The sequence below is a fragment of the Draconibacterium sp. IB214405 genome (assembly GCF_033963885.1).
In the GTDB taxonomy this organism is placed as follows: domain Bacteria; phylum Bacteroidota; class Bacteroidia; order Bacteroidales; family Prolixibacteraceae; genus Draconibacterium.
Genome location: NZ_JAXBMA010000002.1, coordinates 728,995 through 743,032 on the forward strand (window position 1 = coordinate 728,995; position 14,038 = coordinate 743,032).

The 14,038-nt window shown below is 39.5% G+C and carries 7 protein-coding genes; all 7 read left to right on the forward strand.

From position 1 onward, the window contains the following. Positions 1–30: 30 nt before the first annotated feature. The 7 genes from SLH46_RS09270 (at position 31) to SLH46_RS09300 (ending at position 14,019) form a co-directional block, all read left to right on the forward strand. Positions 31–2,424 (forward strand): beta-galactosidase, encoded by a 2,394-nt coding sequence (locus tag SLH46_RS09270; RefSeq protein WP_320280897.1) that lies wholly within the window; start codon positions 31–33, stop codon positions 2,422–2,424. A gap of 120 nt (positions 2,425–2,544) precedes the next feature. Then, positions 2,545–3,129 (forward strand): RNA polymerase sigma factor, encoded by a 585-nt coding sequence (locus SLH46_RS09275; RefSeq protein ID WP_320280898.1) that lies wholly within the window; start codon positions 2,545–2,547, stop codon positions 3,127–3,129. A 139-nt stretch (positions 3,130–3,268) separates the two neighbouring features. Further along, entirely contained in the window at positions 3,269–4,333 is a 1,065-nt protein-coding gene (locus SLH46_RS09280) for a FecR family protein (protein ID WP_320280899.1), read from the forward strand. A gap of 233 nt (positions 4,334–4,566) precedes the next feature. After that, positions 4,567–7,938, forward strand: coding sequence for a SusC/RagA family TonB-linked outer membrane protein (locus tag SLH46_RS09285; protein ID WP_320280900.1), 3,372 nt, complete (start codon positions 4,567–4,569; stop codon positions 7,936–7,938). Between the two features lie 14 nt (positions 7,939–7,952). Continuing rightward, positions 7,953–9,563 carry a RagB/SusD family nutrient uptake outer membrane protein gene (locus SLH46_RS09290; RefSeq protein ID WP_320280901.1) on the forward strand — a complete coding sequence of 537 codons (1,611 nt, stop codon included), beginning with the start codon at positions 7,953–7,955 and terminating at the stop codon, positions 9,561–9,563. 214 nt (positions 9,564–9,777) lie between these two features. Beyond that, positions 9,778–11,388, forward strand: coding sequence for a family 43 glycosylhydrolase (locus SLH46_RS09295; protein WP_320280902.1), 1,611 nt, complete (start codon positions 9,778–9,780; stop codon positions 11,386–11,388). Positions 11,389–11,418: 30 nt separating this feature from the next. Then, complete coding sequence (locus SLH46_RS09300) at positions 11,419–14,019, forward strand: glycoside hydrolase family 88 protein (protein WP_320280903.1); 2,601 nt, start codon at positions 11,419–11,421, stop codon at positions 14,017–14,019. Positions 14,020–14,038: the final 19 nt, after the last annotated feature.

A 14,038-nucleotide genomic window follows, 5' to 3' on the forward strand; every position in this document is an offset into this window, starting at 1 on the left:
GGCTTTTGTAAAAATCTGAAAACGATAAAAATGAGAAAACAAATAGGTTTAATTCTTGGTATTTTTGCCGCATTTGCTGTTCAGGCGCAAACAACGTACAAAATCAATATCAATAAGCCCGAAAATGAAATTCTTCGCGGGCATCTCGATCTTGGGGGATCCAATCCGGCAGGAGAGGAAATTTCGGTGAATAGCTACTTTATTGAGAAAGACAGCAAACCGTTTTTTCCTGTGGTTGGAGAATTTCATTATGCCCGGTTTCCTGAGGAATATTGGGAGGAAGAAATCCTAAAAATGAAAGCCGGAGGTATTAATGTAATTGCCACGTATGTTTTCTGGAATCTTCATGAACGCCAGGAAGGCAGTTTTGACTGGACCGGTGATTTGAATCTCCGAAAGTTTGTGGAATTAACACAAAAGCATAAAATGTATGCCATTGTAAGGATGGGGCCGTTTTGCCACGGAGAAATGCGAAATGGCGGAATCCCCGACTGGTTGTATGGAAGAGCTTTTGAAATACGCAGTAACGATCCTGAATATCTGGCATATGTGGATATATTGTATGGACAGATTGCAAATCAAATAGAAGGTTTGTTGTTCAAAGATGGTGGTCCGGTAATCGGTATTCAGCTGGAAAACGAATACCAGCACTCGGCTGCTCCATGGGAATTTGATTATCCCGGCAGCAAAGATGAACTTACAGTTGCCGACCGCGATGCTGCGTTAGCGCATGAGCAGATTGCGGTTACCGACGGAAATAATCCCTGGTCGGAATATGGAAAAGAGCACATGGCGAACCTGAAAGCAATAGTAAAAAAACACGGAATCGATGTTCCTCTGTATACCGCAACAGGTTGGGGAAATGCCACGATCGTTGAAAAAGGAAGTATTCCGGTAACAGCAGGTTATGCTTATCCGTTTTGGGCCGACCCAAGTCCATCCGGTTTTTATTTGTTTAAAGACATTAAACACAATCCCGATTACAGTCCGGTAAGCTACGATACCGAATTGTATCCTTCCATTTCAGCAGAAATTGGTCCGGGTATTCAACCCAAATTTTCGCGACGGCCAATAGTTCCCTTCGAAAGTGTAAATCCACTGATGGTTCGTATTATTGGCAGTGGCTCAAACGGAATAGGATATTACATGTATCATGGAGGTTCTACGCCAGCATTCGATGGCAAATTCTATAACGAAGAAGTGAATGGTATTCCACGCGTGAACTACGATTTTCAGGCACCAATCGGCCAGTACGGACAGGTACGTTATCATTTTAAACATCTGCGAATGTTACACCAGTTTTTAGAAGTTTATGGAGCAAAGTTGGCCCCTATGAAAACGGTATTGCCGGAAACAAATGCAGCTATTTCTCCTAACGATAGTGAAACACTGCGATATGCCGTTCGTTCGTATGGCGATTCGGGATTTCTGTTTTTGATAAATTTTCAGGATCATGTGGATGTTAAAGATATTGAGGAGGTTAACGTTGAGGTAGTGACTAACAATGAAACGATATCTTTTCCGGCCAATGGTTCATTCAATGTTCCGAAAGCCGCGAGTGCTATATTGCCATTTAACCTGGATTTGGGAAATACAACTCTAAAATCTGCTACGGTTCAACCTTTAACAGTATTGCACGGAAATAATGATTACTTCCTATTTAGCGCAATAAAGGGCATCGAAGCTGAATTAAACTTTGCACCAGAAGCACGTATTTCAAAACTACAGAATGCACAGGTAAGCAAAGTTGGAGGAATGAAGTCGGTGACTTCGAAAAGCGACGCTCCTTTTTCGTTTACTGTAAACGACGTTAAAATTTTGGTTCTTCCACATGAACTGGCCATAAATGCGGTGAAGATAGGTGAGGAACTTTACGTTTCTGAAGCTCTTATTTTAGAAGACAACAACAACCTCGGATTTATTAGCAGAAAGGAGAATAACCGGATGCATGTATTTCCTGAACGAAAAAGAGACTTCACACTATCGAATGGAAACATAAAAGAAGAAAAAACAGTTTTTGCTGGATTCAATTCTTATTCGATAACATTTAAAAGAATTGAACCCGAAATTAGCTTTGAGAAAGTAAGCCCAAGAAAGTATACGATGCAGTTGAATTCCGATATCTCGCTATTAAACGATGTGTTTGTGGAAGCCGATTATGTTGGCGACCGTGCCCTTGCTTTTATCGACGGAAAATTAATTACCGACCATTTGTACCAGGAAAGAAAGTGGGAGATTGGATTAAAAAATATCGCTACGCAGTTACAAGACAAGAAAATGGTTTTGATTTTTCATCCCATGTATTCGGATTATGAGTACCTGAAGGATTTAAAAAATATTCCTGAATTCGAGGATGGAAAGTATTTGAAAATTAAAGGATTTAAAGTTGTTCCGGAGTATAAAACAACTATTACTTATCTATAATTTATCAAACGCTAAAGACGTTCTTTTTTTATTGCTATAGCTTAGTGTTGTTATAAACACAGGTATTAAGAAAATGCCGATTAATTTTATATTTTTACAGCACTAACTGGTAAGCTAAATTTGGGAAGTACCAAAATAAATACTGAACTGGTCAATCTGCTGAAACAAGGAGATATTGAGGCATTTGATAAAATTTATAACATCTATTGTCATAAATTACATCAATTTGTACTCCGGTATCTCAAACAGGAAGAAGATGCCGAAGAGATTGTGCAGGAGGTGTTTATAAAGATTTGGGAATCGCGTAAAAAAATAGATGTTCATGCATCGTTTGAGGCCTACCTTTTTACCATTTCATACAATTCTACTATTAGTTTGTTGCGAAAACGAATAAGTGAGTCAAAATCGAGAGAATACCTGAAATCCGTTCAAGAGATTCAAAAGGCTAATAGCGTAATCGATGACTTACAATATAACGAACTCAATGATAAAGTTCAGTCGCTCTTACAACAACTTACGCCTCGCCAAAAGGAAATTTATATGCTAAGCAGGGAAGAGGGATTATCGCATAAAGAAATTGCCGCAAGACTAAACATTTCGGAGAATACCGTAAAAAATCATTTAGTTACCACCTTAAAATTTCTAAAATCAAATCTCGATACCGGATTGGTAGTCAATGCATTATTCTTCTATTTGTTTTTCTGATAAAAAAAAATCATATTTTAACTAGTCCCCTTTTTTTGTTCATGCGTAATACTAATAACCGATTGAATAATTTTGGTTAGTTTAGTTTGGTTAGATTATAAACCTCCCTCATTATATGGGAGGTTTTATTAAGAAAAGAATGAAAAAAGAGCTTTTAAATAAATATTTAAACGGAAACTGTTCCGCACAGGAATTTGAAGAATTCAGTGAATGGGTGAAAGAAGAATCTTTAACAAAAGACGGTAAAGATCTTGGATTAGCCGATTGGGTTTCGTTCAATCCGTCGTTAGAAAATACTGATGACAAAAAATACAGCCGCCTTCTCGATAAAATTCATCACAAGATTAATTTAAAAGAGCATCAGGTAGAAAAAGGAAAAACCATATCGTTTGCTGATGTTACCAGGTGGTTTAGCCGGGCAGCAGCAATATTGTTTTTGCCTTTACTGGGTGTTTTATTGTATTTAATGACCAATAACAACATTCAATCTTATCTGACTGCTGAGGCTGGCGTGGATACCCTGGAGGTTATTGCACCAATTGGTTCGCGTACTGTGGTTCAATTGACAGATGGAACCGAAGTAAATCTGAACTATGGAAGCCGAATTAAATATCCGAGGGAGTTTAGAGGTAACACCAGAGAAATTAAATTGATAGGAGAGGGCTATTTTGATGTAGCTCATGATTCAGAAAAACCATTCATCGTTAATACCGGGAAACTGAACATTAAAGTTTTGGGAACAGAATTTAACGTGCAGGCTTATCCCGAAAATCAACATGTTGCAACAACATTGGTTAACGGAAAAGTTAGCCTGGAAGAGCAGGGACACGATGGAGAGCCAAAATCTCTTGGTGCTATGCAACCCGGTCAACACGTAGATTACAATATTTCATCAGGCGAAATGGAATCAACATCCGGAAATATTGATAAATATATTGCCTGGAAGGATGGAAAACTTGTGTTTGATAATGAGCCGATTAAAGGTGTTGCAAGTAAACTCAGCAGGATGTTTAACGTTGATATTTTTGTTGCAGAAGAGTTAACAGATTTAAGCTACACCGTGACATTTATTGATGAGCCGCTGTTTTTTATACTCGACCTAATGACAGAAACAACCCCGATCACTTATACCGTTTCGTCACGAAATAAACTACCCGACGGAACTTACACTAAACAACAGATTAATATTCAAAAACGACAATAAAACGATTTCAAACTTAAAATGATGCTTATGGACTGAATGAACTAAACAAGATACTACAAAACAGGAGAGAATATACAGGGAACTGCGCCAACAATTCCCTGTAAAAAATAAACCACCCTGTAGAATGATAGGTACAGGGTAATTTCTAATCAAAACATAACAAAAGTATGAAAAAAAATGACTCTTGTGCCTGGGATTGGTATAATCTCAGGTTACAAAAACTTATTAGACTGATGAAACTTACACTCTTTTTGATTCTGATTTCCGTTGCAAGTGTTTTTGCATCTAAATCGTACGCGCAGACAGCAATGCTTAATCTGAATATGAAGAATTCGACTGTAAAGGAAGTTTTGCAGCAGATTGAGAAACAAAGCGAATTCTATTTCATGTACAGTGAAAAAATTGTTGATGTAAACCGACGTATTTCTGTTGATGCTAACAATAAAAAAATCGATGATGTACTCAATGAAATATTCAATGGAACAGATGTTAATTATACTGTAAAAGACCGCTTTATCGTGCTAACAACTCCCGAGGTAACAGCTCCCGATATTGTTGGCCAACAGCAAAGCTCCATTTCCGGTACAATAACCGACGATGGTGGCGAGCCATTACCTGGTGTAACTGTTATAATTAAAGGAACTACACAAGGTACGGTTACCGATATTGATGGTAATTATACTCTGCCGAATGTGCCAGCTGATGCAACTTTGCAGTTTTCGTTTGTTGGAATGAAAACACAGGAAATCCTGGTAGGATCACAAACAACTATAAATGTAACATTGCTGGCTGACGCCATTGGCCTTGATGAAGTGGTTGCAATTGGTTACGGTACGGTTTCGCGTAAAAACTTAACTACTGCAATTTCGAAAGTGGAAGCCGACAAAGTTGAAAAATCGGCTACCAGTAATATGTCGCAATTAATGTTGGGACGTGCTGCTGGATTACAAGCTACAGTTTCAAGTCCTCAGCCGGGTGGTGCAGTTAATGTATCAATCCGTGGTGGAGGAAATCCTATATATGTAATTGATGGAATTGTAATGCCAAGCAGTTCACTCGAATCAAGTTCAGGTGGATCAACCACTGTTGTACCGTCTTCGGTAAACCGTGGTGGCTTAGCCGGTTTGAACCCGGAAGATATTGAATCGATTGAAGTATTAAAAGATGCTTCTGCAGCAATATACGGAGTTGATGCAGCGAATGGTGTAATCCTGGTAACTACTAAAAAGGGTAAAGAAGCACCAATGAACGTCAACTATAACGGAAGCTATTCATTCGTTAAAAACTATCCTTATATCAAGTCGCTAAATGCAACTGATTATATGGGGCTGGTAAACACGTTTAGCAAGGAACAATACCTGTATAATAATGAAATGGGTGCATACGGAAGCAATGCTTTCGATAATGGCTGGACCCAACCTTTTTCTGATGAAGCTATCGCCAATGCCGAAAGTTATGATTGGGTAGATGAAATTTTACGTAATGGTGCCATTCATAACCATAACCTGGTGGTAAGTGGTGGAAGTAAAAAAGTAACCTATTATGTTTCGGGAAACTACTTTAAGCAAGATGGTACTGTTACCAACTCAAGCATGGAACGCTACGCTTTGCGCAGTAATCTGTCTCTCCAGTTGACATCATTTCTGAAGTTATCTTCTATAATGAATGTGAACCGAAATAAGTACGAAAACTCGAGTGTTGGTGGCGCAAGCAGCGGTCGTGGATCACAAGCTGCCGGTGCGTTAACAGCAGCATTATCGTATCCATCGTATTTGCCGGTTACCGACGAAAACGGAGATTATACCCTGTTTAGTAATATTCCGAATGCTGTTTCTATGCAGGATATTGATGATGATACCGAATCAAACGGAACATATCTGAATTTTACTGCCGACATTACGCTTATTAAGGATATGCTTAGTGCGAAATTGTTATACGGTAATAACAAAGAGGCAACTAATCGCTACGTTTATATTCCGTCTTATGTATATTTTGACCAAACTTATCAGTCGCGTGGTAACATCGCATACGATGGACGTGAAAATCAGACATTCGAAGCAACCCTGTCATTTAATAAGCAGATTGGTGAATTTATGAATATGAATGTTGTGGCTGGTGTTGGTAAATATTTAAACTCAAGTAAAGGATTGAGTTTCGCCTACGATACACAACACGATGTAATCGCAAATGATAACGTTAGCGCCGTAACAGGAAATAAAAATCCGGGATCATATAAAAATGAAAGTGAAAAGCGTTCACAGTTTTTGAGAGCTAATTTTGATATTCTCGATCGATATGTAATCGCAACCACTTTACGTCGCGATGGTACCGATAAATTCTTCCCTGAGAAAAAATATGGTCTTTTCCCATCAGTATCGGTAGCATGGAAAATGACAAACGAAGAGTTTCTTAATGATGTTTCATGGTTAGATCTGCTAAAACTTCGTGCCAGTTATGGTACTACTGGTAGCGATAACCTTGGTTCGGCACTTTATGGAACCTATTCGCCAAGTCTGGTTATTAAATTTGAAGAAGGTAGTGAAGTGTATTCTTCTTTTAAACAAAATGGTATCGACTATCCGAACGTAACCTGGCAAAAAACCGAAATGAAAAATATTGGACTTGATTTTTATATGTTCAAAAATAGAGTTTCCGGTAGCTTCGATATCTTCCAAAACGATGTAACAAACATGCTTGGTTACGCAAACACTGCCGGACTGTCGATGTTTGGTACTTATCCTATTAACGGAGGTCACATCCGAAGAAGAGGATGGGATGCAATGATCAACACCGAAAACATCAGAAAGGTGAATTTTACCTGGAACTCTACATTAACCTTGTCGAAATATAATTCGGTTTGGATGGAACGATTCCCGAACTACGATTATAAGGAATATCAGATTCGTGACGAAGAACCTACCAATGCAAGGTATTACTACAAAACAAATGGAATGGTAAATGCTGACCTAAGTAATATTCCGTCTTCGCAACCTGAAGAATTCCGGGTTGCAGGTTTCCCGATTATTGTTGATGATAATAACGATGGCGAAATTACGGTTGATGATGTGGTAATGAGCAACGAGGTGCCTAAATTGTATTTTGGTTTTGGAAACACATTTACATACAAAAACTGGGATTTGGATGTGTTTGTATACTCACAGTTGGGAGTGAATAAATACAACTACGCCTGGGATTGGGCAAATGCTGGACTTATAGCCAATCAAACAAACAACGAGAATAAATACGCATTCGACTTATGGAGTTCTGAAAGCAATCAGGACGGTCGCTTACCAGGTTATGCGTACGAAGCATCTAATGTTTCGTTGCCTGGAGATGCAGGTATCGATGTGATGTATCAGGATGCTTCTTTCCTTCGGTTCCGAAATATTACACTGGGATACAATATAACAGGTAAACAACTTGGTTCGGCCGGAAAATACTTCAATAATATCCGGGTTTATGTTGATGCACAAAATCCGCTTACAATTACAAATTTTGAAGGCTATGATCCTGAGATCAGAACCGGAGGTAGCTCTAAAACCAAAGGTGCTGAATATCCACAAACGAGAACTTTCTCAGTTGGTGTTAAAATCAATTTTAACTAATAAAAAAGACGATCATGAAACTTAAAATATTTATAACACTTCTTATCGCATCAACTTTGTTTATAACAAGTTGCGAAGATGATTTTGATCCCAAAATATATGGTAGTTTAAGTACTACCAACTTCCCTCAGTCTGAAGATGATTGTATAGGATTGATGATGACATGCTACCAGCCATTCCACATTTATTGGGCTTATAATTTATCAGGTACATCGCAGCGAAACTGGTACGTACCAACAGGGGGAGCGGTTAAAATTTTTGATGCCACTGCCGATGTTATGGCTCCATGGACTATTAATGTGTGGAGCGGATGGACTGATCTTTCACAGGCGAATTATGCGAATTGCATTTATTGGAATCGTGCGCCTAGCGATGCTAATCCGAATAGTTTAGAGAAAATTCGTGATGTCACCCGTTTTACAAACATTATCGGAACGCTGGAAAGTGTTGACTTTCTAACGGATGAAACAAGGAATCAGCTTGTTGCAGAAACACGATTGTTAAGGGGAATAATGATGTACAACTTGTTTCACATGTATGGTCCGGTTCCCGTAATTGTCGATCCTGAATTGATTGGAACGGAAGAAGGCGAACAAAATATTGTACGTCCAAGCCTTACAGAAATGACTGAGATGATTACCGCAGATTTAGAATATGCAGCGGAAAATATGTCGAATGATCAACCCAACGGACGTTACACGGCCGACTATGCGAAGTATATGGCGATGTCGCACTATTTGAATGAAGGTTATCATGTTGACGGTTATTACGACAAAGCGATTCAAATGTACGAAGACCTTAAAGCGTCAGGTTACGGCCTGTTTACAAATGGGGGTGACGATGCTTATGCCGAGCAGTTTAAAATTGCCAACGAGTTTAACCAGGAAGTAATAATGGCAGTTTCGGTAAGTAGTGCTGGTAACGGACAAGCTGCAAATGGTAGCTTTAATCCAATTTCCTATTATTTAGCTCCTGGTGATGCCGCTACAGCTGATGCTGAAGGTAATGATACGCCATTTATCCGCAGAGGTTGGAGACAGGCATTTAATATATCGCCTGAGTTTTACGATACTTTCGATGAAGAAGATATGAGAAGAAATACAATTCTTACTTCATATCTTAATCGCGATTTAGTTACTGTATCAAGAGATGATATCAATGATAAATGGAATGGATTTATCGTAAATAAATATCCTCAGGAAGTAGATCAGAGTTACCAGCCAACCGATTGGCCTTTGGCTCGTTGGTCGGATGTTTTGTTGATGTATGCTGAAGCAGTAGCACGTAAAAATCAAAGTGTTCCTGCAGGTGAAGCACTTCAGGGAGTAAACGATGTTCGGGCAAGAGCAGGTTTAGAGCCACTTAGCGGCGATGCCATTGCAAACTACGACGGTTTTATGGATGCACTGTTAATGGAGCGTGGTCACGAATTATTCTTCGAAGGAAAGCGTAAAATCGACCTGATCCGCTTTAACAAATACCGCACGAACTGTAAATTATACAAAGGCGAAACACCTACGCACCAGTATATTCCTCTTCCAAATTATGCAGTTGAAGAAGCAGCTGGTTATGGCAAAGATTTAGCTCAAACTTTCGAACGCGAAGGTTGGAGCCAGGATAATTAAGAAGGCAAATAATAAAAGTCAGATACCGGGTTGAATTTCTTAAGCTGGTATCTGACTAACATTATTCTGTAGCCACTATTTCAAAATTTTATCTGATAGCTAATCCTGGTTCTAAGAGCCAACCCTGAATTTTTAAGGTGCAGGATGATGCTTCACGATTGACCTTTTATGACTAACTAATTCCAAAAAACAGATTTATCGAGGACTTAAAACTATGATACGATTCGTTAATCAATCAAAAAAAGTATTTCCCATAACGTGTATTCTGTTGATACTACTTTGTACGGCAGAAATCTTGACTGCACAGCAATTGAATATAAAAAATGATCAATTCTGGAATACTTCAGATGGATCCGCTCTATATAGTCAAGGGGGAGGTATTTTTCAGTTTGCCGATCCCCAAACCAACGAAGTAAAATACTATTGGTACGGAGCTTTTTATAAAGAAGCTGAACTGTATCGGAATGATCCCTCAATTACTCAACCAATTGATAATTTTGTTGCTGTTACCTGTTACTCTTCTACTGATTTAGTTAACTGGAAATTCGAAAATAACGTACTCGACCGCAAAGAGGTGGACAAACATTACAAAGACACTCGATGGATGGGGCGACTAGGTGTATTATACTTAAAAGGACTCTATAAATATGTAATGTTTATTCAACACGATAAAGAGGTGCTTGTAACCGTTGCCGACAATCCAACCGGACCGTTCGAGTGGCACCGGCGAATAAATATGGAAAGTCGAATCGGTACTTCAAATACCGGAGATCAAACCATTTTTACCGACGACGATGGAACATCGTATCTGGTATATTCCTACGGAAGAGGGCGTCATATCATTTATATTTCAGAGATTGGTGTTAAAGACGGGCAGGTAGATTTGTTGGATTGCACCCCGATTTTTAAAGGAAAAGGGAGGGAAGGAAATTGTATGTTTAAATACAAGGGCAAATATTACGTATTTGCATCCAATCTTTATGGCTGGGATTCTTCGTACGCTTATTATCTGGTGGCCGATGATATCAGAGGACCATATACTCCTGAAAACAAAATGCTGATAACACCTGGTTGTCAGGAGGATTATGCACACGTAACACAAACCGGATTTTTTGTAAATGTAAAAGGAAGTAAACAGGAAACCGTGGTTTATTGTGGCGACAGGTGGGCCAATTTTGCCGGTAATGGGCTGGGGTATAACCAATGGTGCCCCTTATCTTTTGTTGGCGAAACACCTTATTTTAATTCACTTCATTCGTGGAACCTCGACGAGGCAACCGGCGAATGGCAGGTCGCTGATGATAACAATTATGTCAGGAACGGAAGTTTTGAAGCTGATCGCCGGCATATTCCATCACCTGAAAAACCATTGCAGGAGCAATTAAAAGGCTGGACAACCAAAATATATCAGGGAAACGAAATAGTAATTGGGGACTTGGATTCTCCGGTTCTGAACTATTTTAATACCGAGGCCGACCGGAAATTTGTGACAGGAGAGAAGAGCCTGAATATTTCCGACAATGTTCAGTTTGAAAGAAAAGTATATCAATCCATTGAGTCTACTCCATTTGCAAAATTGGCGGATGGAGATTATGCCTTAACTGCCAAAATTAAAAACAGTGCAAATTTTCAACTTTTAGAAGTTTATGCCGAAAGTGGAGGAAGAAAGAAGTCACTGGAAATAAAACAAAACGATAGCTGGACACAGATTGAGTTGGATGGGATTGAAATAGTAAATGGTAAAGTAGAAATTGGTTTTATAGCCAGGGGATTGGCGAATGCCAGTTGCCAAATTGATGATGTAACGTTAGTAAAGAGCCGCTAATTTGAATTAGGGGCTAAATGATATAGTATTATGAAACGAATATTTTTGATTATCAGCCTGATAGTTCCTGTTTGCAATGTAGTATTTGCACAAGTTAACGATGTAACAACTCCGCTTCATTTGATGCAACCGGATTACCCGCATGCCTACGGAGCTCCTGAGATTAATGATATTGAGCAAGTACTGGCACGGATTTATAATTACCTTGACGAGGTTACTCCGGCACAATTAGTCGATAAAAATTCAGGAGCAGTGATTACTGATTTCTCAGCGGTAGATCAAAACACCATTATGAAACCCGGTGATTTCCGCCTGAATAGTTATGAGTGGGGCGTAACCTATGCCGGAATGCTTTTGGCTGCACAACAAACCGGCGACGAGCAGTATTCGCAATATGTAAGCGAACGATTAGGATTTTTGTCGGAAGCACTATCAGCTTTTTCTGATTTTGAAAAGAATAATCCGGGAGTTGATTACCAATTGTATCATTCGCTGCATCCACATGCACTCGATGATTGCGGAGCTATTTGTGCGGCCATGATTAAAACGGTAAACGCTGATAAAGCGGAAAACCTGGATTGGATCATCGATAATTACATCGATTATATCAGCAATAAAGAGTTTCGTTTGGAAGATGGAACACTGGCCCGAAACCGCCCGCAACCCAATTCAATTTGGCTCGACGATTTATTTATGAGTATTCCGGCTCTCGCTCAAATGGGGAATTACACTGGCGAAACAAAATATTTTGAGGATGCGGTAAAACAAGTGCTGCAGTTTGGAAAACGTATGTTCAATTACGATAAAGGCCTGTTTATGCACGGCTGGATTCAGGAAATGGAAGAACACCCGCAGTTTCACTGGGCACGTGCAAATGGTTGGGCAGTAATGACAATGGTTGAATTACTGGAAGTTCTGCCAACAGATTATCCGGGGCGCGATCAGGTGCTGGATTTGTTACAACGCCATATTCGAGGTCTGGCAAATTATCAACATGGCACGGGGTTTTGGCATCAGTTAATCGATAGAAATGATTCTTATCTCGAGACTTCAGCTACGGCCATTTATACTTACTCAATTGCACGTGCAATCAATTGTGGATATGTAGATGCCAAAGTATATGGACCAATGGTTTGCCTGGCATGGAATTCTGTTGCCAGCAAAGTAAACGAAAAAGGTCAGGTGGAAGGAACCTGCGTTGGAACCGGAATGGGTTTCGATCCGGCATTTTATTACTACCGTCCGGTTAATGTTTTTGCAGCGCATGGGTATGGCCCTGTTTTACTGGCCGGTGCCGAAATGATTGAACTGGTTAAAAAACACGATATTCGTATTAACGATAGTGCAACCATGTTGTACCAGGAAAGTAAACCAAAGACATGGAAATTCGATTTTGGTTCCGGAAAAGTGCAGGAAGGATTTACACCGATTACAGCTGAAACAATTTATTCAAAAGAGACAGGTTTGGGGATAATTCCATTTGGAACAATCCAATCGTTCAAGCAAAAGAAATCGGATAACTTATTAAGTGACGGACTAAGTTCGGCAGCTCCTTTTTATTTTCAGCTTGACGTGCCGGAAGGACGCTACAAAATCACGATGGTTTTAGGAAGTTCGGAAGAAAAATCGGCGATTACTGTTAAAGCTGAATCACGACGCTTAATGCTCGAGAATATTGAAATCGAAAAAGGTGAAGCTGTAACAAAAACTATTGTTGTAGATGTTCGTTTTCCACAAATTAATGCAACAGAAAGTATTCGATTAAAATCAAGGGAATTACCCTATAAAAACTGGGATAAAAGTCTGAATCTCGAATTTAATGGCGAAAATCCATCGGTACGCTCCATTGTAATTGAAGAGTCCAACGACCTTCCTGTTATTTTTCTTGCAGGAAATTCAACCGTAACCGATCAGGATTATGAACCTTGGGCATCGTGGGGACAAATGGTTACCCGTTTCCTGAAACCGGAAATTGTAGTAGCTAATTTTGCTGAATCGGGAGAAACGCTAAAAGCTTTCAGAAGAGAAAACCGCTTAAAGAAAATCATCAGCGGGATGAAACCCGGCGACTACCTGTTTATGGAATTTGCGCATAACGACCAGAAACCTGGAGGAAATCATGTGGAACCGTTTACCACTTACCAGGAACAGTTAATGTTCTTTGCAAACGAAGCCAGAAAAAAAGGAGGGAAGCCGGTTTTTGTGACCTCAACAAACCGGCGAAAGTTTGACGAAAACGGTAAAATTGAAAATACACTTGAAGAATATCCCGATGCTATGCGTCAATTGGCAGCAAAAGAGAATATTCCGCTGGTTGACCTGAACGCCATGAGCAAGAGTTTTTATGAAGCGCTGGGCGTAGAGGATTCAAAAAAGGCTTTTGTACATTATCCGGCCAACACATTTCCAAATCAGAAAGAACCATTGGCCGACAATACACACTTTAATGCCTACGGTGCCTACGAACTGGCAAAATGTGTAGTTCAGGGAATTATTGAGCAAAAGCTGGATCTGGCAAAATATGTCGTGGATGATTTCGGGAATTTTGATCCGTCACAACCCGATCCTTTTGAGGGCTTCTTTTGGCCCGATAGCCCTTCTGTAGAAATTGCAAAACCCGACGGTAACTAGTAGTTAAGAAAGAATAATT

Bases quoted from the DNA above. Each gene is read 5' to 3' on its own strand.
- SLH46_RS09285 (WP_320280900.1), top strand. From the start codon at position 4,567: ATGAAACTTACACTCTTTTTGATTCTGATTTCCGTTGCAAGTGTTTTT.
- SLH46_RS09270 (WP_320280897.1), top strand. From the start codon at position 31: ATGAGAAAACAAATAGGTTTAATTCTTGGTATTTTTGCCGCATTTGCT.
- SLH46_RS09300 (WP_320280903.1), top strand. From the start codon at position 11,419: ATGAAACGAATATTTTTGATTATCAGCCTGATAGTTCCTGTTTGCAAT.
- SLH46_RS09280 (WP_320280899.1), top strand. From the start codon at position 3,269: ATGAAAAAAGAGCTTTTAAATAAATATTTAAACGGAAACTGTTCCGCA.
- SLH46_RS09295 (WP_320280902.1), top strand. From the start codon at position 9,778: ATGATACGATTCGTTAATCAATCAAAAAAAGTATTTCCCATAACGTGT.
- SLH46_RS09290 (WP_320280901.1), top strand. From the start codon at position 7,953: ATGAAACTTAAAATATTTATAACACTTCTTATCGCATCAACTTTGTTT.